A 23,413-nucleotide genomic window follows, 5' to 3' on the forward strand; every position below is an offset into this window, starting at 1 on the left:
TTACAAGTGTGGCGTTTCTTTTTTGCGCCGGAAGTGGGCTGCAACGTTGGGGAGCCTTTTTGTCTCCTTTCCGCGTTGCTTGGTCGATAATGCGCGGAAGCCGGTAGGTTTTCTGGGGTTATCCGGCCGGAGTGCGTTAGTTTGCTGCCTGATGAAGTTGTGTGTTCTTTTCACTCGCCACGCGCGGAGCTGGTTTCTGCTGCTGCCGCTGCTGCTTATGGCGGCCCTGGTTACGGCGCAGGTGCGCGTTACGGGCAGCATTTCCGATGGTGCCAGCCGCCGCCCCATACCCGGTGCTACTGTGCTGGTGCAGCGCACTCGCGCCGGTGTGGTAGCCAACAAGGACGGTGACTTCAACATTACCGCCAACAGCTCCGATACGCTGGTATTTCGGGCAGTGGGCTTCAAGGCGCAGCGGCTGCCGCTGGGCGGCACCGGCCTCTCACAGCTTATCGTGCAGATTAAGCTGCAACAGGACACCGTGCAGCTGGGTGAGGTGCGCGTAACGGAAGGGCGCCCCGACCGGGCCACCATCAACCGGGCATTGCGCAACATCAAGCGGCCCAGTACCGCTCCAACCAGCGCCGTGAAGCGCCCGCCCGCGCCCAAGCCCCTGTTCCCCGTCGACTCAGCGGCCCCCAAGGCCCCGGTGCCTACCTTGGCCAGCCCGGTGAGCCTGTTGTATGAGCAGTTTTCGCGGGAAGGCAAGCAGCGCCGCAAAATGGAGGAAATAAACCGGGAGGAAGCTGCCGAAAAAGCCCGGCAGGTACAGCGCCGCTACAACAAGAACTTCAAGGATAACACCGGCTACGAGGTGGAGTAGCAGTGAAATTGTGAAGTGGTGAATTTGTGGAACGAGCGGTAGGCACGCCTACGTTCCGCCTACTGTTTCATCATCTCACAAATTCACCACTTCACAATTTCACCTTTCTCGTATACCTGGGATATGAAGATTGGATATCCCTGCGTAAACGAATCCCTGGACTGCACTACCACCAGCACGTTCCGGCTGGCCTCGTACTCCGATGAGCGGGTAGAGACGGCCGTAAGCAATAATCTGCGCTGTTTGCTGCGCATTCTGGCCTGGAACGTGGAGCAGGGGCTCCTGTTTTTTCGCATCGGCTCGGGCGTGGTACCGTTCGGCTCCCACCCCATCAACACCTTCCCCTGGCAGACGCGCTTTGCCGCCGAGTTTCAGAAAGTCGGCGACTTCGTGAAGGCCAACGGCATGCGCATTTCCTTCCACCCCGATCAGTTTGTGGTACTCAACTCACCCAGCGAGGATATTGTGGAGCGCAGTATTCAGGAACTCGTCTACCAAGGCTCAATGCTGGATTTGATGGGCCTCGACAGCACCCATAAACTCCAGATTCACGTGGGCGGCCTCTACGGCGACCGGGAGTTGGCCATCAGCCGCTTTATTGCTACGTATGAGCGGCTGCCCGAGGCGGTACGGGCCCGGCTAGTTATCGAAAACGATGACCGGCTGTTCAGCTTGCAGGACTGCCTGCGCGTGCACCGGGCCGTGGGCATCCCCATTCTGTTCGACAACTTCCACCATGAATGCCTGAACCACGGCGAGCCGATGCGCGAAGCCCTACGCCTGGCCGCCGCCACCTGGCAACCCGCCCGCGACGGGGTAATGATGATGGATTACAGCTCGCAGGCGCACGGAGAGCGGAAGGGCAAGCACACGGCCTCTTTGGAAGAAGAGCTGTTTCACGGCTTTTTGCAGGATTTAGGCGACCTGGACGTGGACATTATGCTTGAAATAAAAGACAAGGAAGCCAGCGCCGGCCGGGCCTGCGGCATCCTGCGCAACCTCGGCCGCATTGCCGTAGCCGAGGCATCTTGAAAACCGGCCGCGACACACGGATGCTTAACCTGCAGCAGCGGCGGGCCGTATTGCTTCGGGAGCCACCTGCCGGTTTACCTTCACCTACTTCTCTCCTACCCATGGTATTCACTGATCTGCTCAACGCCACCACTCACTCCCTCAGCAACGGCCTGACGGGCATTCCGCTTACCGCCGCCATGGATAACACCGAAACTTGGCAGCAACACCTGCTGCAAAGCGGCGAACCAGCCCTCCAGGACATCGGCCGCGAGCTGGGTAACCTGCAGTCGTTGCTGACGGCCGGCGAGGCCGGGCTTAACGGGGTCGCCATTGGCCGTTCCCTAAGCATGCTGGGCAGCCAGGTAGCCGAGGTAGTTCGCACGGCCCCCGACGAGGTGCGTAGCGGTCTTTCCTCCCTCTCCGACCAGTTGCTGAAAGCCGGTGGCCAGTTGGAGCAGAGTCACTAAATCAATCTTTTTGCGCTTAACAACAACGCCGCCCCGCTATGCAGCAGGGCGGCGTTGTTGCTTTTTTCGCGGCTAGCTTACCGGATGGTACCGGCCGGCGTGGCGGAGGTACCGGGCACTGTACGTACGCGGCGGTCCGTGGCGGTAGCGCGGCGGGGGGCCGTGGCAGGCGAGGTAACGCGGCGTACCTCACCGGGCGTAACTACCGGAGCTGTGGTGGGGCGCTGGTCGATAGTGCCCAATACGCCGGTTTGCGTGGGGTTAGTAGTGGTGGGAGTGCGCTGGTCAATAGTACCTGGATTAGTGGCGGGATTGGCAGGGTTAGGCGGCTGCACCGTAGTTTGGTTGAGCGTACCACCACGCTGGGGCTCTGATGGTGAAATCTGAGCGGAAGCGGCCGTAGTGCCTAACAATAAGCCAGTAGCCAGAAGCAGGAAAGTTTTCATGACAAGTAAGAATCAGGTGGAGAAAAAATCGTGCAGCAGGGCCGCCCTTTTTGCTTATACGCGCATTCCTTACTACCTACCTGCTGCCTGCCGAAAAGCGCAAAATATTATCCGTTGCCCTTTCCAGCCTTACCCAATTCCTTGCATGTGATGCCCGTTCTCAAAAGCCATCAGCCCGTAACCGCTTGTAAACTGTTTAACAACAAAAAACCCGCTCTACCAGTGGCAAAGCGGGTTTCCGTGGAGCCGCAGGGATTCGAACCCTGGTCCAGACAAGGAAGGCGTCGAGCTTTCTACGTGTGTATCTATGCTTGGATTTTCGAAGGAAACCAGGCGCACATCAGGCCCTTGATTTCCCCTTATCTGTTTGAGTTTCGCGCAGGCGTCACAGCGCCACCTGCACTATCCTAACTCTTACGACGCCCCGAACTCACCCGTGAGCAGGAATACGGGTGCGGGACGATGGCAGTGCGTAGTTCTAAACTAGGCAGCCATGGCGTAGCTATACTCGCCAGTTATTGTTCGGACGGCTTTTTTTACGGGAGATTCATCCAACTCCCGACACGCTTACTCGCGACATGCACGAGCTGTCAATTCCGGTCGGCCCCAATTGAGAAAGAACGAGCCCGCCACCGAAGCAGCGGGGTGCGAATGTACGCACATCAGCCATAAAACGTTGCTAACGGCCGAAAATGTTCCCGTTTGCTCTGCCAATCGGAGCGAAGAATGCATGTAAGTCTCTAATGATCTTTCTATACTCTTCACTCCAACTGGCAGACCACACGAGGCTACTTCACGGCTACTTTGGGAGCCTGATAGCCGGCCGCTCCGGTTTGCCACAGGCCAAAGGCCATCAGGTCGGCAATGCTTTCAAACTGCTTGAGGCGGGAGTCGCCCATGCCGTGGCCAGCTTCGTAGTCAGTGAAGAACAACACTGGTTTGCCGCTGGTGTTGCTGGCCTGTAAGCGGGCTGCAAACTTGGCCGGTTGCCAGGCAATAACGCGAGGGTCGTTGAAGCCGGCCGTAACCAGCGTGGCGGGATAGGCAGTACCTGGTTTAAGATGGTGATAGGCATCCATTTCCAGCAGGGCTTTGGCCTCATCCTCCTTGGCCATCGTGCCAAACTCGGGCACATTTACGGGGCCGTTGGGTGAGTTTTCCATGCGCACGGCATTCAGGCACCCTACTTCCGGAATGGCCACCGCAAACAGATCGGGGCGCTCCGTCATGGCCCGACCAATCAGAATACCGCCGGCGCTGCCGCCGTTTATGGCCACTTTACCCGGTGAGGTGTACTGGTTTTTCGTCAGGTACTCGGTGCAGGCAATGAGGTCTTTCCAAGTGTTGGGCTTGGTGGCTTTCTGCCCGGCTTTGTGCCAGGCTTCGCCCAGCTCTCCTCCGCCCCGCACGTGCGGTATTGCCAACACGCCTCCTTGCGCCGCCCACAGTAGGAAGGGTGGCATTAAAGTAGGCTCCAACGCCCGCGAGTACGCTCCGTAGCCAACCAACAGGGTCGGGGCCTGCCCGTTTCGCGGCATATCCTTCTTGTATATCACCGATAACGGCACGAGTACGCCATCATGCGAGGGCACCATCAGCTCTTCCACCACCAAATCGGCAAACTCCGGGTACTGGGCTTCTGATGATAAGGGCTCTGGGGTAAACTGCCCGGTGCCGGGCGTGTAGCGGTAGCGCTGCCGGTCCGTTGTCCATCCGCCCAGCGTTACCCACAGGTCCGAGGATTGGGCATTCTTAGCCGTCAGCTCGATACGGCCGGCAGCTTGTGGGAGCTTCACCTCCTGCACGGTTTTGGTGCCACGGGGCAGGAAATACAGCTTGGCTTGCACCCCATTTCTCACCCGTACAAAATACACCCCGTCTTTCGTCGCCTTCAGCTGTTCGTCGTTGATGGATTCGTCGGGGGACTCGGGTACCAGCAGCTCCGCCGTAACCAACTCGGGCTTGGCGGCCGACATCCGCATGATTTTTTGGTGGGGCGTGTTTTTGGAGGTTACGAAGTAGAAATTCTGCTCATCAGTTACGAAATTGGTGACTTCATCGGTGGGACGAAACAGAGGTTTCCAGGGCACATTAGGCGCGGATAGCGCAGCGGCCGGGGCATAAAAGCCGTTGAGGTATCGGTCTACCGAATACAGGATACCGTAGGCGAGCTTGGTGTCCCGGTCGATGCCGGCGTACGGATAGTCGGAGGGCTTGATGCCGAGCTTTGGGTACAGCTGGTTGGAGAATACCACCCGGTCCTGGGCGACGGGCGTACCCACGCGGTGCAAACGGCACTGGGTGTTCTGGCGGGCCGCCATATTGGTCAGGTCGCCGTTGTTGTAGGGCAGGTACACCAGCGTCTGGTTGTCGGGTAGCCACTCTCCGCCGCCCCGGTTCAGCGGAATCTGCTCCGGGTACAGCTTGCGGGTTTTCACGTCCATGATCAGCGTGCGGCCCAGCTCAGAGCCTTTCTCGCTGATACCGAACGATACCTTGGATCCGTCGTTGGTGGGCGCGAAGCCGTTGATGTTATACACCTTGCCCGCCTCGTAGTTTTCCGGGTCGAAGAGCAACTCTTCCGCACCCTTGTACCCGTCGCGGCAGTAGAGCTTGGGCTGTTGGTCCTGGGGGCGGGACTTGAAGTAGAAGTACCGGTCGTTGTCGGCCACGCGTAAGTCGGTAATGCGGGCGGCTTTGCGCTTGTCTATCTCCAGCATCTTATTCAATAGCTCCTGCCGGCCCGGAATGGCGTCCAGGGTTTGGCGGGCGTACTGGCTCTGGACTTTCATCCAGGAAGCCACGGCCGGGTCCTGCAGATTCTCCAGGTTGCGGTATGGGTCCGTTACGGTGGTACCAAAGTACGTATCGGTGGCCGGCACTGAAGGCGCGGCCGGCACTCCCGATTGTGCCTGGCTTAGCTGGGGAAGTGCTCCTGCAACCAGCAGGGAAAACAGAACAATGTGCTTCATGATAGCGCAGAAAAAAAGATGAGAAAAGGATAATCAGACAAACTGCTTGCTTCTTGGTAGTCAACGTTCTATGTCACCGACCAAGCTGCACAATGGCTTTGTACTTGCTAGTAGCGTACCGACAAAGGGCCCACAAAGAACCCTAACACAAATAGAAAATAAATTCTATTTAATATAATCATAATCACATCATTGTGTGATGCGGTTTCTCCCGGAACAGTAGGCTGCCATCCGGCGGATACCTGCGCGGCAAGGGCGGAAACGGGCGGGGCTTTGCGTATCTTTGTAGCTAGTAGCTATGGAGAATTTCGTTGTTTCGGCCCGGAAGTACCGCCCGGCCACGTTTCGCAGCGTGGTGGGGCAGCAGCACGTAACCACCACCCTGCAAAACGCCATTGCCTCGCAGCACCTGGCTCAGGCGTTCCTGTTTTGCGGCCCCCGGGGTGTTGGCAAAACCACCTGCGCCCGCATTCTGGCCAAAACCATCAACTGCGAGTTTGTAGAGGAGCACGTGCGCAAAAGCCGGCCGGTTTCGGAGCTGATTAAGAGCCAGCCCGACATTGTGCCCGACGCCCTGCTGCAGGCCGCCGACCCCGACAATACGCCGTTTGAGCTGGAAGCCTGCGGCAAGTGCGCCTCCTGCCGGGCCTTCCAGGAAAACGCCTCCTTCAACGTGCACGAGCTGGACGCGGCCTCCAACAACTCCGTGGAGGACATTCGTAGCCTCGTGGAGCAGGTGCGCTACGCCCCGCAGCAGGGCCGCTTCAAGGTGTACATCATCGACGAAGTGCACATGCTCTCGAATGCGGCCTTCAACGCGTTTCTGAAAACGCTGGAGGAGCCGCCGAGCTACGCCATCTTCATCCTGGCCACCACCGAGCGGCACAAGATTATCCCCACCATTCTGTCGCGGTGTCAGATTTTCGACTTCAACCGCATTAAGGTGGACGACATGCGCAACCACCTGCGCTACGTGGCTACCCAGGAGCACATTCAGGCCGAAGACGACGCCCTGCACCTACTGGCTCAGAAGGCCGACGGCGGCCTGCGCGACGCCCTGAGCATGTTCGACCAGATGGTGACCTTCTCGGGCCACAATCTGCGCTATCAGGACGTGGTGCAGAACCTGCACATTCTGGATTATGAGTACTATTTCCGGCTGATTGACGCCCTGCTGACCGAGAACCTGTCGGCTACGCTGCTCTTGCTGGATGAGGTGATGCAGCAGGGTTTCGACCTGCACAACTTTGTGGTAGGTGCTGCCGAGCACCTGCGCGGCCTGCTGGTGTGCAAAGACCCCGTAACGGTGCAGCTGCTGGAAGTGTCCGACAACATCCGCAGCCGCTACGTGCAGCAGGCCCAGGCTTCGCCCCTCCCCTTCCTGCTCTCGGCCCTGAACCTAGTGAGCCTCTGCGACCGGGAGTTTAAGCAGGCAAAAAACCAGCGGCTGCACGTGGAGCTCACGCTCATGAAGCTGGCCTACCTCAACAGCGCCGTGCAGTTTGCCCGCGACCTGCAGGGCGGCGTGGCCCTGCCGGCCGCCAACGGCGAGGCGAAAAAAAAAAGCCCTGATGCAGCCGTAGCACCAGTTGCCTCTACACCAGTGGTACCGGCCCCCAACGGCCGCTTGGTTGCTGACGGCACCGCCGAAACAGCCGCCCCCTATAGCGTTGCAAACAGCACGGCCTCGCCCGCAAACCAGAAACCAGAAACCAGAAACCAGAAACTCGCTCACGCCCCCGCCGACCCCGAGCCCATTGTGCCGGTAGAAAGTGGCGTGGAGGAGTTGCACGACACGCCCAGCATTGAGGATGAAGCGGCTACCCAGGTACCGCCGACGCCTACGCTGCGCGACTCGGTGCCCCACGTGGAAATTGGCAAGCCCAGCGTGGCCGGCCACGAGCCGGGACAAACGCCCGTAACGGCGGCCCCGCTTCCACCACCCCGACCAGGCCTGGCTGGCAAAACCAGCGGTACCAAGCTACCCGGCCTGGGCAGCCTCTCGGCCATGAAGGCCCAGTTGGCCCAGCAGGCCGCCGCTACCAAATCGGTGGTTGATGTGGAGCCTACTGGCCCCGTTACCGGCCTGCCTGCCATCAATGATGCCCGCCTGCAGCAGGTATGGGCCGAGCTGAAGGAGGAGCGCAAGGCAATCAGCATGAGCCAGTACAGTTTGCTGAACCGCCCTGTGCAGGCCAATGAGCAGCACGTCATTCTGCTGCGCGTGGACAACCCCGTGCAGGAGGACCAGTTCAACGAGTTTCGGGCCGATTTTCTGGCCGAGCTGCGCCGCCGCACTGGTTATCCGCGCCTGAACGTGCAGGTGGAAATAGTAGAGCGCCAGGACACTGGCCGCAAGCTTTACACTTCCTCCGATAAGCTGGAGTACCTGATGGAGAAATACCCCATGCTGGTAGAAATGAAGCAGAAGCTGGGCCTCGACGCGGATTTCTAGACCACTGATTTCACGGATTTCGCGCGGATTCCACAGATTTTGTGGACGGATTGTAGCTGGGTACCACGCGCCCGTTCCTGACACTGTATAGAGCCTAAAAGGCTTGACCTGCGCCAAGTGCTTCATGCGTTGATACCGCAGGTGAATCGTCCACAAAATCTGTGGAATCCGCGCGAAATCCGTGAAATCAGTGGTTCTCTATACGCATTTTTTCGCACTTTGCGCCGCCGGGCCTCCGGCGGCGCTTTTTATTCCCGGGGGGGCCGCCTATCTTTGGCATCTTGTCCTTGCCCTGCTCTGCTTTCCGCGTCTGCTTTCCCGTGAAAAAACCGCTGCTGATTCTCGTTCCGGCCCTGGCTACGCTGGGCCTCACCCAATGCCAGACGAGTAAACCGGCCGCTGCCACGGCTACCGCTCCTACTGAAACCGCCGCTACTCCGGCCCCTCAGCAGAAGAAATACCGGTATGAAACAGTAGAAGGCGACCCGCTGAAAGCCCGCATCTACACCCTCGACAACGGCCTGACGGTGTACCTATCGGACTACGACGATGCCCCCCGCATCCAAACGTACATTGCCGTGCGGGCCGGCTCCAAGAACGACCCCCACACTGCTACTGGCCTGGCCCACTACTTGGAGCACATGGTGTTCAAGGGCACCTCTCGGCTGGGCACCCAGAACTGGGCGGCCGAAAAGTCGGAGCTGGACAAGATTGAGGCCCTGTACGAGCAGTACCGCGCCACCCGCGACGCGGCCCAGCGCAAGAAGCTTTACCACCAAATTGACTCGATTTCCAGCGTAGCGGCCAAGTATGCCGTAGCCAACGAGTACGACAAGGTAATGGGTGCCATCGGGGCCAAGGGCTCCAACGCCTATACCTCGGTGGAGCAGACGGTGTACCAGGAGGATATTCCGAGCAACCAGCTGGAAAAGTGGGCCGCCGTACAGGCGGAGCGCATGGGCGAAATGGTACCCCGCCTCTTCCACACCGAGCTGGAAGCCGTGTACGAGGAGAAAAACCGGGGCCTGGACTCCGACTTCCGTAAGGAGTTCGAGGCCCTGAATGCCAGCCTCTACCAGAAGCACGAGTACGGCACCCAAACCACCATTGGGACCATCGAGCACCTGCAGAACCCATCCATTACCGAAATCAAAAAGTATTTCGGCCAGTACTACGTGCCCAATAACGTGGCCCTGTGCCTGAGCGGTGACCTGGACTACGACCAGACCATCCGGCTGATTGACCAGTACTTCGGTAAGCTGCAGAGCAAGCCGGTGCCGGCCTTCACGCCCGCCCAGGAAGCACCCATGACGGCCCCCGTTGTAAAGCAGGTGCTGGGCCCCGACGCCGAAAACGTGATGCTCGGCTTCCGCCTGCCCGGCACCACTACCCGTGAGGCGCTGGTGCTGCGCATGATTGACAAAATCCTGAGCAACGGTCAGGCCGGGCTGATTGACCTCGACCTGAACCAGAAGCAGGCCGTGCTCAGCGCCGCCTCGTTTACCGACATCAACAACGATTACTCCTCGCACATCCTCTACGCCACGCCCCGCCAAGGCCAGAAGCTGGAGCAGGTGCGCGACCTGCTGCTGGCCGAGCTGAACAAGGTGAAAAAGGGCGACTTCCCGGAGTGGCTGATTCCGGCCATCATCAACAACGAGCAGCTCCAGCGCACCAAGAGCTACGAGAGCAACGAGGCTCGCGCCGGTGCCTTCGTGGCCGCCTTCGTGGCCCGCGAGGACTGGAAGGACTACCTCAAGCAGACGGACGACTTCGGCACCATCACCAAGGAGGAAGTGATGCGCGTGGCCAACCAGTACTACGGCCCCGGCTACGCCCTGGTGTACAAGCGCACCGGCCAGGACCCCAACAAGGTGAAGGTGGTGAAGCCCGCCATTACGCCTGTGCCTGTGAACCGGGACGCGGCGTCCAGCTTCTACAAAGAGGTAACGGCCAAAACCTCGCCTGCCCTGCAGCCGGTGTTCCTCGATTACAAAAAGGACATTCAGGAAACGAAGCTGGCCTCGGGCGTGCCGGTGTATTACACCCACAACGAGGAAAATAACCTCTTCAACCTGTACTACGTGCTCGACCTGGGCACGAACAACGACCCCAAGCTGGGCCTCGCCACCGACTACCTGCAGTACCTGGGCACCGGTAAATACAGCGCCGCTCAGCTCCAGCAGGGGTTCTACAAGCTGGGCTGCTCCTTCGCCGTGCAGAGCGGGCAGGACCGCACCTTCGTGAGCCTCTCCGGCCTCGACAGCAACTTTGAAGCAGCTTTGCAGCTATTCGAAAGCCTGCTAGCCGCGCCCAAGCCCGATGCTGCCGCTCTCAAGAATATGGTGGCCGGCGTACTCAAAGCCCGCCAGGATGCCAAGCTCAACAAAGGCGTGATTCTGAACCAAGCCCTGGTGAACTACGCTAAGTACGGCCCCAAAAACCCTTTCACCAGCCAGCTGAGCGAGAAAGAGTTGAAAGCCCTAAAACCCGAGCAGCTCACCAGCCTTATCCAGAAGCTGACGACCTACCAGCACCGCGTGCTGTACTACGGGCCGCGTGAACTTATGAAGCACAGTAGTGACAGTGCAGCTGTCAACGCTGGTATGAAGAAAGCGCTAGTATCCAGTTCAATTCCCCCAACTATTAGTGGTGAAGGCTTACTGGAAACTTTGACTGTTATTCATCGCACACCCGCCAAGCTCACGCCAACCCCAGCCGCCAAGGACTTTGCCGAGCAGCCGCTGACGGAGCGCAAGGTGTACTGGGTGGATTACAACATGGTGCAGGCTGAAATCCTGTTCCTGAGCAAAGGCCCCATGTACGACAAGGGCCTGGTGCCCACCACCAGCCTCTACAACGAGTACTTCGGCGGCAGCATGGGCAGCATCGTGTTTCAGGAATTGCGCGAGTCGAAGGCTCTGGCCTATTCGGCTTCCTCGCGCTTCGCCTCGGCCGATAAGGCCGGCCGCAGCTCCTACAACCTCAGCTACATCGGTACCCAAAGCGACAAGCTGCCCGAGGCCATGGCCGGCATGAACGCCTTGCTCAATGACATGCCCGCGGCCGAAGCCAACCTGCAGATTGCCAAGGACGCCATCCGCAACAGCATTGCCACGGAGCGCATCACCAAATCGGACGTGCTGTTCAGCTACGAGCGGGCCCGCCGCCTCGGCCTCGACTACGACGTGCGCCGCGACGTGTACGAGCAGACCCCCAACATGAGCTTCCAGGATTTGTTGAAGTTTCAGCAGGCCCGCGTGAAAGGCCAGCCGCAAACCATTCTGGTTATCGGCAGCAAAGACCGCCTCAATTTCAAGGAGCTGGCCAAATACGGCCAGGTTCAGCAACTCACCCTAAAAGAAATTTTTGGGTATTAGTGCTTCTAGAACGTCATTCCGAGCGCAGCCGAGGAATCTCGCGTGCTGACGTTGCGGAGTAATCTGATTACTCACGAGCGAGATTCCTCGACTACGCTCGGAATGACGTTCCGGGAGTTCAACCAACTCAACCATAACAACCCTAAGTACCCAAGTACCTTTTCAACAATGGCAGAAAAAATCACCATCAAAGGCGGCAAGCTGAATGTGCCGGACCAACCAATTATCCCGTTCATCGAAGGCGACGGCACGGGTCCGGACATCTGGGCAGCTTCCGTGCGTGTGTTTGACGCGGCAGTAGAAAAAGCCTACGGCGGCTCGCGCAAGCTGGTGTGGAAAGAAGTGCTGGCCGGCGAGAAGTCGTTCAAGCAAACCGGCAACTGGCTGCCCAACGAAACCCTCGACGCTTTCCGCGAATACTTGGTGGGCATCAAAGGCCCCCTGACCACGCCCGTGGGCGGTGGCATCCGCTCCCTGAACGTGGCCCTGCGCCAGGAGTTGGACCTGTACGCTTGCGTGCGCCCCGTGCGCTGGTTTGAAGGCGTACCCTCGCCCGTAAAACAGCCCAACCTCACCGACATGGTAATCTTCCGCGAAAACACGGAGGACATCTACGCCGGTATCGAGTACATGAACGGCACGCCTCAGGCGCAGAAAATGCTGGAATTCCTGCAGGATGAAATGGGCGTGAAGAAAATCCGCTTCCCCGAATCGTCCTCGTTCGGCATCAAGCCGGTGTCGAAAGAAGGCACCGAGCGTTTGGTACGCGCGGCCATCGAGTACGCCATTACCCACAACAAGCCTTCGGTGACGCTGGTGCACAAAGGCAACATTATGAAGTTCACCGAAGGTGCCTTCAAAACCTGGGGCTACGAGCTGGCTGAGCGCGAGTTCGGTGACAAAGTATACACCTGGGCTCAGTACGACAAAACAGCCGCTAAGCAAGGCCAGGAAGTAGCCGACGCCCAGCAGAAAGCAGCTCTGGAAAGCGGCAAAATCCTTATCAAGGACAGCATTGCTGACGCCTTCCTGCAGCAGATCCTGCTCCGTCCCGCCGAGTACTCGGTAGTAGCTACCCTGAACCTGAACGGCGACTATATTTCCGACGCTCTGGCTGCCATTGTAGGCGGTATCGGCATTGCCCCCGGTGCCAACATCAACTACGTAACCGGCCACGCCATTTTTGAAGCTACCCATGGCACTGCGCCCAAGTACGCCAACCTCGATAAAGTGAACCCCGGCTCGGTTATCCTCTCGGGTGCCATGATGCTGGAGTACATGGGCTGGCAGGAAGCCGCCGACCTGATCTACAAAGGTCTGGAAGCGGCTATTGCCTCGAAGCGGGTAACCTACGACTTCGAACGTCTGATGGAAGGCGCCACCCTGCTAAAATGCTCGGAGTTCGGCGACGAAATCATCAAGGATATGTAAGCTTACCAGGCGCAAGCCAAATGAGTACACGAAAAACCCCGCGTTGGCTGCAAGGCCGGCGCGGGGTTTTTATGTGTTGCATGAACTACTTGTTCACTAACGTATCCGAAGCGTAGTTCGCCAGGCAACTTACCTATGGTTGCTTGTAGTCTTACAGCAGTTGCTAGACTAGGTCTACTGGTGGGGAGAGGCAGTTGGATTGCTATTAAGTGCCCCCTGCTCGGGAGAGGGTGTAACAGCGGGGGTGGGAAATTCTTGGTCTTTAGCGCAGGAGGCTAACAGAACGGCAGATAAGGCGAGAAGTACAAGCTGTTTCATTGGATAAAAAAAAGAAAGAAATAGTTGACTTATTAGGAACCAAACTCTATGCCATCTTTGTACACACCCGCTTAATCATAGATGCTTGCTACCGCCCTTGCTACGAAATACCTTGCCCTATTCAAGGGACCAATAACCGGCGGTTCTGCAATAAATACCCACCTTATCAAGGCCTTACAGCAACGCCTGACAGCTTATACATATTGCCATCCACGATAAGCAATGAGCATAAAAAAACGGTCCTCTTATATATAAGAAAGACCGTTGATGAAATACCGGATGATAATTGCTTACGTGTTTAGGACCTCTCCCCCATTGGGATGCAGGGCCTGCCCGGTGATATAAGAAGCGTCATCGGAGGCAAGGAATACGTAGCAGGGGCCTACTTCAGAAGGCTGGCCAGGGCGCTTCATAGTAGTGTCCTTGCCAAAGGCAGCTACTTTATCGGGCGGAAAGCTGGCGGGGATGAGGGGAGTCCAAATGGGCCCGGGCGCCACGGTATTAGCCCGAATTTTCTTGTCGGCTAGTTGCTGGGCAATGGAGCGGGTGTAAGCGGTTATAGCTCCTTTGGTAGAAGAATAATCAACTAGCTGCTCATTGCCGCGGTAGGCATTTACGGAAGAGGTGTTGATAATGGCGTCGCCGGCCGTGAGATGGGATAAGGCGGCTTGCGTCACGCGCACGAAGGAGAAAAAGTTAACCTGGAATGTGTCTTCGAACTGCTCATAGGGCAGCGTTGCTAGGTCTTTGCTCACGAACTGCTCCGCGGCATTGTTCACCAGAATATTCAGCTTGCCCAGTTCCTGCACCGTTTGATCTACAATAAACTGGCAAAACTCGGGGCGGCGCAGGTCACCGGGCAAAGTAAGGCAACGGCGGCCCTCCGCCTCCACCAGCTGGCGGGTAGCGTAGGCATCCTGCTCTTCGTGTGGCATATAGGTAATGGCTACATCAGCCCCTTCACGGGCAAAGTGCACGGCTACGGAGCGGCCAATGCCCGAGTCGCCCCCAGTGATGAGGGCTACCTTGTCCTGCAGCTTGCCACTGCCTTTATATCCCGGCCGAATGTACTCCGGCTGAGGCGTCATTTCCTGTTCCAAGCCCGGCTGTTGGTCTTGGTGTTGGGGTGGTAAAGTCGTGGGTTTGGTTTCCATAGAGAAGTTGACGAAAGGTCTTACATATGCCAACGGAACCCACTTCCGGTTAGTTATAGACGACCTTGCTCCACTTACTCAGCAATGCGTAGCGGGCAGCCGTGCACGCTTTCGATAACTCTCCTTGTTCGGAACGGGCAATACTCAGTGATAAGAAGCGACGGCGCGGCTTGCCTGCGCAACTCGTGCCGTTACCAGCAACTGGCCTACATGGCGCGTCGTGTGCTCGGCGGCGTGCACCAGCAAGCCCATTACCGTGCTGGGCAACGCCTGCCGCCCCACCGGCCGAAACTCCGGTAACGTGGCCTCCGAGGTAGTCCGCAGTGTGCTCAGCATGGCATCTACGGCAGCCGAAAATTGCTGGAGCAACCCGGTTACGGTATCCGGCGGCGTAGGTCCATCTTTCTCCTGCGCCAGAAACGCAAATTGCACCGGGCTAAGGGGCTCCTGCCGGGCATAGGTTTGCATCCGGTCGAGTACGCCTGCCAAGTGGCGCAGGTGAAACCCTACGGAGGCTACCCCAGCCGGCCGCGCTGCTAGCAGCTCATCAGGAAAATGGGCCAGTGCGGCGTGTAGCTCCTCGCGGGCCTGCAACAGGGCGTGGGCTACAGGTTGCAACAGCGGCGGTACGCCGGGCACGGGGCCACGTAACCATACTTCGGGTTGAGAAACGGGAGCCATATCAGCAGCAACCCCTAGCGAGGCCAAAAGTTCTGCGCCCGTTGCCGCAGGCTATTTTCTAAGAGAGGCATTAGGTTTCCGTAATGGTCGGCCTATCTTTAAGCCCATGCTGCAACTTTCCCAGCGTGGAGCGGCCCTACCGCCTTCCCCCTACCGCAAACTCACTCCCTTCGCCGAAGCTGCCCGCCGCCGCGGCCTCACGGTGCATCCACTCAATATTGGTCAGCCGGATATTGAAACGCCACCGGCCATGCTGGCGGCTGTGCAGCGTGCCAGCATTCAGGTGCTGGAGTATAGCCCTACGGCTGGCTATCCGAGCTACCGGGCCAAATTGGCCGAATATTATCAGCGCCTGGGCCTGCCCATTGATGCGGATGATATTATTGTAACCACGGGCGGCAGCGAGGCCATTTCGTTTGCGCTGCTGGGCTGCCTTAACCCCGGCGACGAATTCATTGTGCCCGAACCGTTCTACGGGCCCTACTCGGCGTTTGCCATTGCTACCGGCACCCACGTAGTGTCCGTCACCTCGCACCTGGAGGATGGCTTTGCCTTACCGCCCATTCACGAGTTTGAGCAGAAGATTACCCCTCGGACTAAGGCCATTCTTATTTGCAGCCCCAACAACCCCACCGGCTACGTGTACAGCCGGCAGGAAATGGAGCAACTGAAGGAGCTATGCGTGCGCCACAGCTTGTATTTACTGTCGGATGAGGCCTACCGGGAGTTTTGCTACGACACCGAGTACACTAGTGCTCTACACCTCACTGGTGCCGATGATAACATTGTGCTGCTGGATACCATTTCCAAGCGCTACAGTTCCTGTGGGGCGCGAATCGGGGCAATTGTCACGAAAAACCATGCCCTGCGCGACGTATTCTTCAAGCTGGCCCAACTGCGGGTAAGTCCGCCCGGCCTGGGCCAACTGCTGGCGGAGGCCGCCGCCGACTTGCCGGAAACTTACTTCGACCACACCAAAGCCGAGTACCAAGCCCGCCGCGACTTAATGCTGCAACGACTACGGGCCATGCCCGGCGTGCGGGTGCCCACACCCAGCGGGGCCTTTTACGTTATCTGCCACCTACCCGTGGATGATGCCGACCGGTTTGCCCATTGGCTCTTGGAGGAGTTCAGCCACGAAGGCCAGACGCTCATGGTTTCGCCGGCCTCTGGGTTTTATAGCACACCCGGCTTGGGCCGCCAGCAGGTGCGTATGGCCTACGTAGTCAACCAGCACGTTATCAACCAGGCTATGGACTGCCTAGCAGCCGCTCTGCAGCAGTACCCGGGCCGGCAGGAGTAATTGCCTTCTTACCCAGAGCGGGGCAAGGAAGTCGGGGGTATTGTTGAAACGGTATACGTAGATTCCTCGTCCCGCTTCGGACTACCGGGCGTAAAGGTGTATCTTCTGGGCTGATTCTTGCCTTCATTCCCGCATGATACGCCTGCTTCCGCTTTTACTTCTCCTGCCCGCTCTTGGCCTTGTGCCCAAACGGCCGGCACCCAACACGCCCTTTCCTTCCGCTTCGGTGCGGCAGCTCACGTTGCGCATCAACGGCCAGCCTGTAGCCGCTGATACCAGTAGCTCCCGCTTCTTTCTGAGCCAGGACCACGCCTTGCGCCTCAACGTAGTGCGCCAGGACGACCCCGACGGCGAAGGGCTTACCATCATCATCGACCGGTTCCCGATTCAGACGGGCAGCTACACCTTTCAGGAGATTCTGAGCGGCCGCAACCGGGACGCGTCGTACCGCTACGGCGCGGTGGTGGCCTACTCCAAATCCTGCGGCCAGAACACGGGCAGCGTGGTGATTACCGGCGTGAATGCCGAGAAGCACTGGCTGCGCGGCACCTACCGCTGCCAGGTATGCGAGGCCGGCCGCGGCGCCCGCCGCTTCACGCTGGAGGGGGAGTTTGAGTACCCTGTGGAGAAGGAGTGAGAAAACGAAATATTGCACCACGCTAGCCGTTAGTCCTTTATAGCCTATTCTATCAACTATGCTTTATCAGATTCCCGGTTTTCCAGTATTGGTAACGCTAGCCCTCGACTTCGGAGTTCTTGCACTGCTCATGCAGCTGTGGCGGCACCCGCGTAGCGGCCCGGCCAGATGGTCGGCGGCAATTGGGGTAGTGCTGGTATTTCTGCCATTATGCGGCCTCAAACTGCTGTTTGGTACCCCAGGCTCCTTGGCTTCTACCCCCGGCCAGTTTACCATCCGCAACCCGGAACACCGGCACGATAGGGTATACTACCTGACGCAGGACCAGACCGGTGCCTGGCACGTGAGATGGGCCGAGTATATGTGGGGCTCCGCTAAAACGGCGGTAATCGAAGTGGAAGGTACTTCGGCAGTGCAGGCCGCCGTTTGGGAGGCTGGCCAGTGGCACTATACTCCCATTCACTTTCAGGAGCTGAACACCAGCCCCGACCTGATGTTACCTCACAGCTTTACGCAGGTTGACGCTACCGGCCGCATTGCTGCAGCCGTGGCCGCCTACCGCCCTACTGAATACGCTAACTTGGCCTCTGCCCTGCTCACCCTTAGCTGCGTAGGCCTGCTGGGCGCAGTTATTACCCGGCAATTCGTGCAGCGCCAAGCCAGCCGTAACCAGCAACCAACAAGATCTGTCGCATTAAGCTGATCGGGTTGGCAGAGCTACTGAGGGATTTTTAAGCACGGTAAGAGCCCAATGTTGTGTGGGTTTTAGCTATGTAGCAGGCATAATCCGTAGCGGTTGAGTAGCTTTCTGCTCTCTGTTCCGTTTCTGTATGCGCCTCCCCTCTTTTTCCCGCCTGCTGGCGGCTGCCGGTTTGCTGCTCAGCGCCGTACCGGCCTCTCTTGCCCAAACCTCCACCCTACCCAACCGCTTCGTCACCGACAGCCTCGACAGCTACATCCGGCGCGGTATGCAGCGTTGGCAGGTACCGGGGCTGGCTATTGTGGTGGTGAAGGACGGGAAAGTGGTGGTGCAGAAAGGCTACGGTGTGCGCGAGGTGGGCAAACCGGCCCCGGTAGATGCCAACACGCTCTTCATGATTGCCTCCAACACCAAGCTGTTCACGGGTACGGCCCTAGCGAAGCTGGATGGGGAGAAGAAAATCAACCTCGATGAGAAAGTAACCCGCTACCTGCCCGATTACCGGCTCTACGATTCGCTGGCCTCGCAGCTGGTTACGGTGCGCGACCTGATGAGCCACCATTTCGGCTTCAAAACCTTTCAGGGAGACTTCACCTTTTTCAAATCCAACCTGGAGCGGAAGGAGATTGTGCGACGTATGCGGCTGATGAAGCCCGGCGGCCAGTTCCGGCGCGACTATGGTTACAGCAACTCCGGTTTTGTGGCGGCCGGCGAGGTAATTCCGGCGGCTACTGGCGGCACTACCTGGGAAACGTACGTGCAGCAAAACCTGCTGCAGCCGTTGGGCATGACCAACACGTTTGTATCGTCGGCGGGCTTTGCGCAGCGGCCCAACAACGCCCACGCCTATTCCAACACCTTCGGGCCGCTGGCGGAAGTGCCGTTTGATAACTGGGACAACATGGCCCCGGCTGCCAGCATGGTTTCCAACGTGACGGACCTGGCCAAATGGCTCCAATTTCAGCTGGATAGTGGCCGCTACCAGGGCAACCAGGTGGTACCCTGGGCCGCCCTGCGCAAAACCCGCGACGCCAACACCGTTATTACCAGCCGCAAATCCCCGGTTTATCCCACGCACTTCATTACTTACGGCCTGGGCGTGGAAGCTGCCGATTACAACGGCAAGCAGGTATTCTGGCACACCGGCGGCGCCTCGGGCCAGGTGAGCAACGTGTGCTTTGTGCCGGAGGCCGGCCTGGGCATTGCCGTACTCACCAACAACGACAACCAGAGCTTTTTTGAACTGCTGCGTTACCAGCTGCTCGACAGCTACCTGGGTACGCCCTACGTGGACCGGAGCGCCCAGGGCCTGAAGCGCAAGCAGCAAGCCGAAGCCACCAAAATCGATCCTACTAAGGAACTGGCGGCTCGGGTGAGCAAAAAGAACAAGCTACCCTTGCCACTGAAAGCGTACGTGGGCGAGTATGAAAACCCGCTGTTTGGCCGCATCAACATCCGCCAGAAGGGCAAGCAGCTGCTCATCACTATGCCCAACCACCCCGACCTCACCGCCACCCTCGACTACATGGACGGGCAGGAATTTCGCGCCACCTACTCCGACCTCGTATTCGGGGTGATGCCCGCCAAGTTTGTAGTAGATGGCAGCACCGTAAAAACCGTGGAGCTGCGCGTGAACGACTACGTGGAATACGACCCGTACGTGTTCAACAAGCTATAGCCAGTACGTCATTGCGAGCCAGAGGCGAAGCAATCCTTCCCTCACTGAGCGCAATATGTTGACCTACGCAAAAGCCCCTGATGCCATACTTAGGCATCAGGGGCTTTTCGTTTCTTGAGGATTTGAGAAACACAGACTGCCTGTGCTTCTGGCCTCACTATGGCGTGGTGATTTCCCTCGCCTTTATTTTATCACCTTACAGCGTAGCTAGGTCCAGCACGAAGCGGTACTTCACGTCAGACTTCAGCATCCGCTCGTAGGCCTCGTTGATGTAGTCCATTCGGATTACTTCCACGTCGCTCATTACGTTGTGCTCGGCGCAGAAGTCCAGCATTTCCTGGGTTTCCTGAATGCCGCCAATAAGCGAGCCGGCAATGCGGCGGCGCTTGGCAATGAGGTTGAAGGCATGCAGCTGCGGCGCTTCCGGCGGCACACCCAGCAGCACCATCGTGCCATCGAGGCGCAGGGTGCCGATATAGGGAGTCAGGTCCATCGGGGCCGACACGGTGTTGATGATCAGGTCGAAGTAGTTGCGGATGCCTTTCATGGCCTCAGCGTCTTTGGTTACCACAAACTTGTGGGCTCCCAGGGCACGGGCGTCGGCCTCTTTGTTAGGTGAGGTGCTGAGCACGGTTACCTCGCAGCCCATGGCGGCGGCAAACTTCACGGCCATGTGGCCCAGTCCGCCCAGGCCCATTACCGCTACCCGGTCGCCTTCCTTGGCGTTCCACTGCCGCAGCGGCGACCAAGTGGTGATGCCGGCGCACAGCAGCGGGGCTACGCGGGCCAAGTCCAGCTTTTCGGATACGCGCAGCACGAATTTCTCCGTTACCACGATGCTGTTGGAGTAACCGCCGTAGGTAGGCTGGCCGTCTTTGCCGATGGCATTGTACGTGCCGGTGAAGCCATTGTCGCAATACTGCTCCAGGCCCTCGGCGCATTCAGCGCAGTGTTGGCAGGAGTCCACCATGCAGCCTACGCCGGCCAAATCACCGGCCTTAAAGCCTTTCACGTGGGCCCCTACTTCCGTTACACGGCCCACAATTTCGTGGCCGGGCACCATCGGAAAAATGGAGCCGCCCCACTCGTCGCGCACCTGGTGCACATCGGAGTGACACACGCCACAGAACAGAATTTCAATGCGCACATCGTGCGGGCCTACTTCGCGGCGCTCAAAGGAGAAAGGAACGAGGGGAGCATGCGCCGCCGGGGCGGCATAGCCTTTGGCTGCTGACATAAAAGTTGGTTGTAGAGAGAAGTGAAATCGTAGAACAGAACTCCCTAAACTCACTGCCTACCCGGAATGTTTTGCGCTGCAGCTATAGGACCAGCTTTCAGACGAGTAAATCTGCGCGCCACCGCTTACCTTACCGGCTCAACCCGATTTCTCCCCTCCTCATCTGTACATGGCAACTCCGAACTATTCCGCTTCCGCCCCGGTAACGGCCGGCCCCAAACGTAACTCCCTGGGCCTGCGCATCTGGCACTGGTCCAGCAGCGGGCTGATTCTCTTTCAACTCCTGACTATCCTGTTCCTGTTTGTAGTGCTGAAAGTGCGTGAACTGGCCCCGGAGTTCAGCAAAGTGCTGGCCGAAAAAGGCGTGACCATGGCCCCCGACCAATTGCGAGGCCTCACGCGCATTGTGGCGCACCGCATCTGGGACTGGCACATTTGGGTGGGCCTAGCTATTTCCATCATGCTGGCCTACCGGGTGCTAGTGAGCTTCCGGCAACGGGGCGGGCAGCGCACGGCTGCCAAGATTGCCCACTTAAAGGCCCAGGCAGCCCAAGGCGACGCCGCTGCTAAAAAGGGCGTTCTGATCCGCTATTCGTACCGGGTTTTCTATGTGGTGCTGGCCGTAATGGTGCTCACGGGGCTGGTACTGGTGTTCGAAGATTACTTCCGCTCAATTGAGCACCTATGCAAGGAAATCCACGAGGTATCCATGTACGCCGTTATTGCCTTCGTGGTAGCGCACATTTTTGGCGTATTCCGCGCCGAGGTAACCGATGCGCCCGGCATTGTGTCGGGTATGATTAACGGCGGCGAGCAGGTGGAATAGCAATGGCATTTAGCGGCTTGGGTCGGAGGCGGGTGCTTCTGTGCAGCATGCTAGTAGTATGCGTTGCCCTGCTTTCCGCTTTTACCCCGCTCACGTTTACGTCCTTATTTCTCAGAAACGCTTGCTGGCTTCTGGCACTGATAGTACTGTGCATACTGCCATCTGTAGCATGCAGCGGTTCATACTACAGATGGCGCAGAACAGCTCAATTCACGCTGTTTGGCATATTGGGCATACTCCTAGCACCTATTGCTACTTCACCCAACTTCCCACTGCATGCTATTAGCGGATTATGCAGTCATTGGGAAACAGTTTCGATAACTCACCGTTTGCGCCAGAACCCCTCAATACACATTGCTAATCAGATGTTTGATGTGGGCAGCCTGGGATATCGAAAACGTACTGTATGTATCCATTCGGTAACGCCATTGTTCTATTGGTATGAACAGACTCCCTCACAGCTTAGCCCAGATAAGTGGGAGCCCGTGAACGAAGAGTATAACCCATTTGGGTGGAAATGAGAATCTACTGATTAGGTTGGTTCTCTTCCAGCTGCTCCTGCGCTTTTTCGTGCGAGGATACGGCTTGTACCGGTGGTGCCTGCTGCGCTGCCGGGCTCGTCCAGCCTTTCCGCAGCATTTCCTGCACCTGCTCCCGTAGCCGCTTCAACGACTGGTGCGCAAACCGCTTTTGTAGCATCCGCCCAAACAGCCGAAACCCAAGCCAGTAAATGGGGTTCCGGATACGGCCCGTTTGGGAGTAGGCGTGGATGTGAAACCATACCCGGCCAGTAGTCAGGTGTTTGTGCACGGAGAAATCAATCTGCCCCCGCTCAAAATGGCCTTCCAGAGTACGGTAATTATAGCCCCACACCTGCTCCTGACTACCATCGGGCAATGTGCGAGTTTCGTCGGTTACACCTCCTATCCGGACCCCGAACCAAAAGGTAAACAGCAGAAACTGACCCCGCAATACCATCACGCGCTGGTCCAGGGGTTTGTCGGGCAGGAAAATGCCGGTTATCAAGTCAGGTGGTGGAAAGGTGTAGTTGCGCAGCACCTCCCGGGCCGCCGCCCAAGCCCCGTGCGGATCAGCCGGACCGGGAGCTTCGGCCGGCAATTCGGTTTCGTAGTCATCCACGCGCCAGCCAGTAGCCGGCGTGTACTCGGCCGCTTTACTGGGGTCGAAGTTGTAGCCAGCGTGGGCGTAGGCTTCAAGCCGGGCTTTCTGCAACTCGTACAGGGGTGGGCGGTCAGGCATCTTGGGTTATTTCAGTGTGCGAATCCGTTTGCTTGATGGTTTCGACCTGCACGGGTACCAGCGGCAGCCCCCCACTCCGTTCAGCTACTCGTTGGCAAAACTCTTCCCAGGTTTTCTGCTGCACCCGGCGGCCAAACCCCAGCGTGTCATACGTAAAGCTCACCAGCCCGTCGCGGGAGCGGGCCCGGGAGTGAATCTCAAACCGGAACGTATCGGGCAGATTTGGGTGCCGAGTCAGGCCAAACCAGATACGGCCGGCTTCCGGGTGGCTTTCCAGCGTGGCCAGCTCAAAGCCCTCGTCCGTCACCCGCATCACCCTCACGTCACCGTTCCAGGGCCCCAGAATCCGAATCCCGAACTCGTCACCTTCCGTCAGACAATGGTGCCGGCCCTTGGTTTTGTAGAAATCAGCCAACACTTCCGGGGCGTAGTCGGGCAAATGGCACTGGATGTGCGTCAATAGCTCATCCAACGATAAATGAGGCCGTTGTATATCCACCCAGTACCGCCGCTCAAACAGCGGCCCGCTGCCCGTGTGGGCGGGTTGCTCAGGTTTGTCCATGGCTGAATACGTAGTATAACTAAGGGATAACGTACCCGCAGGCCGGAGGTTCTACAACATCCCGGCGCC

At 58.2% G+C, this 23,413-nt stretch carries 18 protein-coding genes and 1 other RNA gene; 11 read left to right on the top strand and 8 right to left on the bottom strand.

Going from position 1 to position 23,413, the window contains the following annotated elements:
* Window positions 1-151: 151 nt before the first annotated feature.
* The 3 genes from LF252_RS18930 to LF252_RS18940 all read left to right on the top strand — a co-directional run bounded on the left by LF252_RS18930 (window position 152) and on the right by LF252_RS18940 (window position 2,304).
* The gene (locus tag LF252_RS18930; RefSeq protein ID WP_226271161.1) at window positions 152-823 is read left to right on the top strand and encodes a carboxypeptidase-like regulatory domain-containing protein; all 672 of its coding nucleotides are present in this window, start codon (window positions 152-154) and stop codon (window positions 821-823) included.
* 123 nt (window positions 824-946) lie between these two features.
* Window positions 947-1,855: a UV DNA damage repair endonuclease UvsE gene (gene uvsE / locus LF252_RS18935; RefSeq protein WP_226271162.1), complete on the top strand. Its 909-nt coding sequence runs from the start codon at window positions 947-949 to the stop codon at window positions 1,853-1,855.
* A 101-nt stretch (window positions 1,856-1,956) separates the two neighbouring features.
* Complete coding sequence (locus tag LF252_RS18940; RefSeq protein ID WP_226271163.1) at window positions 1,957-2,304, top strand: hypothetical protein; 348 nt, start codon at window positions 1,957-1,959, stop codon at window positions 2,302-2,304.
* Window positions 2,305-2,381: 77 nt separating this feature from the next.
* On the opposite strand, the gene LF252_RS18945 is transcribed toward LF252_RS18940, so the two are convergent.
* The 3 genes from LF252_RS18945 to LF252_RS18955 form a co-directional block, all read right to left on the bottom strand.
* A complete protein-coding gene (locus LF252_RS18945) occupies window positions 2,382-2,750 on the bottom strand; it encodes a hypothetical protein (protein ID WP_226271164.1) in 369 nt (122 codons plus the stop codon).
* A 238-nt stretch (window positions 2,751-2,988) separates the two neighbouring features.
* Window positions 2,989-3,358: a transfer-messenger RNA gene (ssrA, locus tag LF252_RS18950) on the bottom strand.
* Window positions 3,359-3,538: 180 nt separating this feature from the next.
* Window positions 3,539-5,722, bottom strand: a complete 2,184-nt coding sequence (locus LF252_RS18955; RefSeq protein ID WP_226271165.1) for a prolyl oligopeptidase family serine peptidase — start codon at window positions 5,720-5,722, stop codon at window positions 3,539-3,541.
* Window positions 5,723-6,020: 298 nt separating this feature from the next.
* Here LF252_RS18955 and dnaX point away from each other — a divergent pair, with 298 nt between their 5' ends.
* The 3 genes from dnaX to icd all read left to right on the top strand — a co-directional run bounded on the left by dnaX (window position 6,021) and on the right by icd (window position 12,988).
* Complete coding sequence (dnaX, locus tag LF252_RS18960; protein ID WP_226271166.1) at window positions 6,021-8,177, top strand: DNA polymerase III subunit gamma/tau; 2,157 nt, start codon at window positions 6,021-6,023, stop codon at window positions 8,175-8,177.
* A 320-nt stretch (window positions 8,178-8,497) separates the two neighbouring features.
* Entirely contained in the window at window positions 8,498-11,557 is a 3,060-nt protein-coding gene (locus LF252_RS18965) for a M16 family metallopeptidase (protein WP_226271167.1), read from the top strand.
* 168 nt (window positions 11,558-11,725) lie between these two features.
* Window positions 11,726-12,988 carry an NADP-dependent isocitrate dehydrogenase gene (icd, locus tag LF252_RS18970; protein WP_226271168.1) on the top strand — a complete coding sequence of 421 codons (1,263 nt, stop codon included), beginning with the start codon at window positions 11,726-11,728 and terminating at the stop codon, window positions 12,986-12,988.
* A gap of 608 nt (window positions 12,989-13,596) precedes the next feature.
* On the opposite strand, the gene LF252_RS18975 is transcribed toward icd, so the two are convergent.
* Both LF252_RS18975 and LF252_RS18980 read right to left on the bottom strand, forming a co-directional pair.
* Entirely contained in the window at window positions 13,597-14,460 is an 864-nt protein-coding gene (locus tag LF252_RS18975; RefSeq protein WP_226271169.1) for an SDR family oxidoreductase, read from the bottom strand.
* Between the two features lie 144 nt (window positions 14,461-14,604).
* Entirely contained in the window at window positions 14,605-15,141 is a 537-nt protein-coding gene (locus tag LF252_RS18980; protein ID WP_226271170.1) for a DinB family protein, read from the bottom strand.
* 106 nt (window positions 15,142-15,247) lie between these two features.
* Between LF252_RS18980 and LF252_RS18985 the strand changes: the two genes are divergently transcribed.
* The 4 genes from LF252_RS18985 to LF252_RS19000 all read left to right on the top strand — a co-directional run bounded on the left by LF252_RS18985 (window position 15,248) and on the right by LF252_RS19000 (window position 19,459).
* Window positions 15,248-16,444: a pyridoxal phosphate-dependent aminotransferase gene (locus LF252_RS18985; RefSeq protein ID WP_226271171.1), complete on the top strand. Its 1,197-nt coding sequence runs from the start codon at window positions 15,248-15,250 to the stop codon at window positions 16,442-16,444.
* A gap of 133 nt (window positions 16,445-16,577) precedes the next feature.
* A complete protein-coding gene (locus tag LF252_RS18990) occupies window positions 16,578-17,081 on the top strand; it encodes a hypothetical protein (RefSeq protein WP_226271172.1) in 504 nt (167 codons plus the stop codon).
* A gap of 58 nt (window positions 17,082-17,139) precedes the next feature.
* Window positions 17,140-17,784, top strand: a complete 645-nt coding sequence (locus tag LF252_RS18995) for a hypothetical protein (RefSeq protein ID WP_226271173.1) — start codon at window positions 17,140-17,142, stop codon at window positions 17,782-17,784.
* Between the two features lie 127 nt (window positions 17,785-17,911).
* Window positions 17,912-19,459, top strand: coding sequence for a serine hydrolase (locus tag LF252_RS19000; RefSeq protein ID WP_226271174.1), 1,548 nt, complete (start codon window positions 17,912-17,914; stop codon window positions 19,457-19,459).
* A 196-nt stretch (window positions 19,460-19,655) separates the two neighbouring features.
* Here the strand turns inward: LF252_RS19000 and LF252_RS19005 are convergent, their stop codons facing one another.
* Window positions 19,656-20,696 carry an NAD(P)-dependent alcohol dehydrogenase gene (locus tag LF252_RS19005; protein ID WP_226271175.1) on the bottom strand — a complete coding sequence of 347 codons (1,041 nt, stop codon included), beginning with the start codon at window positions 20,694-20,696 and terminating at the stop codon, window positions 19,656-19,658.
* A gap of 169 nt (window positions 20,697-20,865) precedes the next feature.
* On the opposite strand from LF252_RS19005, the gene LF252_RS19010 reads away from it, so the two are divergent.
* Window positions 20,866-21,522, top strand: a complete 657-nt coding sequence (locus LF252_RS19010) for a cytochrome b/b6 domain-containing protein (RefSeq protein WP_226271176.1) — start codon at window positions 20,866-20,868, stop codon at window positions 21,520-21,522.
* A gap of 525 nt (window positions 21,523-22,047) precedes the next feature.
* Here the strand turns inward: LF252_RS19010 and LF252_RS19015 are convergent.
* Both LF252_RS19015 and LF252_RS19020 read right to left on the bottom strand, forming a co-directional pair.
* Window positions 22,048-22,782: a DUF1990 domain-containing protein gene (locus tag LF252_RS19015; protein WP_226271177.1), complete on the bottom strand. Its 735-nt coding sequence runs from the start codon at window positions 22,780-22,782 to the stop codon at window positions 22,048-22,050.
* Complete coding sequence (locus LF252_RS19020) at window positions 22,775-23,344, bottom strand: DUF1990 family protein (protein WP_226271178.1); 570 nt, start codon at window positions 23,342-23,344, stop codon at window positions 22,775-22,777. The genes LF252_RS19015 and LF252_RS19020 overlap by 8 nt, the downstream gene beginning before the upstream one ends.
* Window positions 23,345-23,413 lie beyond the last annotated feature (69 nt).

Source organism: Hymenobacter pini, from assembly GCF_020421205.1.
Lineage (GTDB): Bacteria > Bacteroidota > Bacteroidia > Cytophagales > Hymenobacteraceae > Hymenobacter > Hymenobacter pini.

Coding starts and splice junctions, on each gene's coding strand:
- LF252_RS18930 (WP_226271161.1), top strand. CDS start 152: ATGAAGTTGTGTGTTCTTTTCACTCGCCACGCGCGGAGCTGGTTTCTG.
- uvsE (WP_226271162.1), top strand. CDS start 947: ATGAAGATTGGATATCCCTGCGTAAACGAATCCCTGGACTGCACTACC.
- LF252_RS18940 (WP_226271163.1), top strand. CDS start 1,957: ATGGTATTCACTGATCTGCTCAACGCCACCACTCACTCCCTCAGCAAC.
- LF252_RS18945 (WP_226271164.1), bottom strand. CDS start 2,750: ATGAAAACTTTCCTGCTTCTGGCTACTGGCTTATTGTTAGGCACTACG.
- LF252_RS18955 (WP_226271165.1), bottom strand. CDS start 5,722: ATGAAGCACATTGTTCTGTTTTCCCTGCTGGTTGCAGGAGCACTTCCC.
- dnaX (WP_226271166.1), top strand. CDS start 6,021: ATGGAGAATTTCGTTGTTTCGGCCCGGAAGTACCGCCCGGCCACGTTT.
- icd (WP_226271168.1), top strand. CDS start 11,726: ATGGCAGAAAAAATCACCATCAAAGGCGGCAAGCTGAATGTGCCGGAC.
- LF252_RS18975 (WP_226271169.1), bottom strand. CDS start 14,460: ATGGAAACCAAACCCACGACTTTACCACCCCAACACCAAGACCAACAG.
- LF252_RS18980 (WP_226271170.1), bottom strand. CDS start 15,141: ATGGCTCCCGTTTCTCAACCCGAAGTATGGTTACGTGGCCCCGTGCCC.
- LF252_RS18985 (WP_226271171.1), top strand. CDS start 15,248: ATGCTGCAACTTTCCCAGCGTGGAGCGGCCCTACCGCCTTCCCCCTAC.
- LF252_RS18990 (WP_226271172.1), top strand. CDS start 16,578: ATGATACGCCTGCTTCCGCTTTTACTTCTCCTGCCCGCTCTTGGCCTT.
- LF252_RS18995 (WP_226271173.1), top strand. CDS start 17,140: ATGCTTTATCAGATTCCCGGTTTTCCAGTATTGGTAACGCTAGCCCTC.
- LF252_RS19000 (WP_226271174.1), top strand. CDS start 17,912: ATGCGCCTCCCCTCTTTTTCCCGCCTGCTGGCGGCTGCCGGTTTGCTG.
- LF252_RS19005 (WP_226271175.1), bottom strand. CDS start 20,696: ATGTCAGCAGCCAAAGGCTATGCCGCCCCGGCGGCGCATGCTCCCCTC.
- LF252_RS19010 (WP_226271176.1), top strand. CDS start 20,866: ATGGCAACTCCGAACTATTCCGCTTCCGCCCCGGTAACGGCCGGCCCC.
- LF252_RS19015 (WP_226271177.1), bottom strand. CDS start 22,782: ATGCCTGACCGCCCACCCCTGTACGAGTTGCAGAAAGCCCGGCTTGAA.
- LF252_RS19020 (WP_226271178.1), bottom strand. CDS start 23,344: ATGGACAAACCTGAGCAACCCGCCCACACGGGCAGCGGGCCGCTGTTT.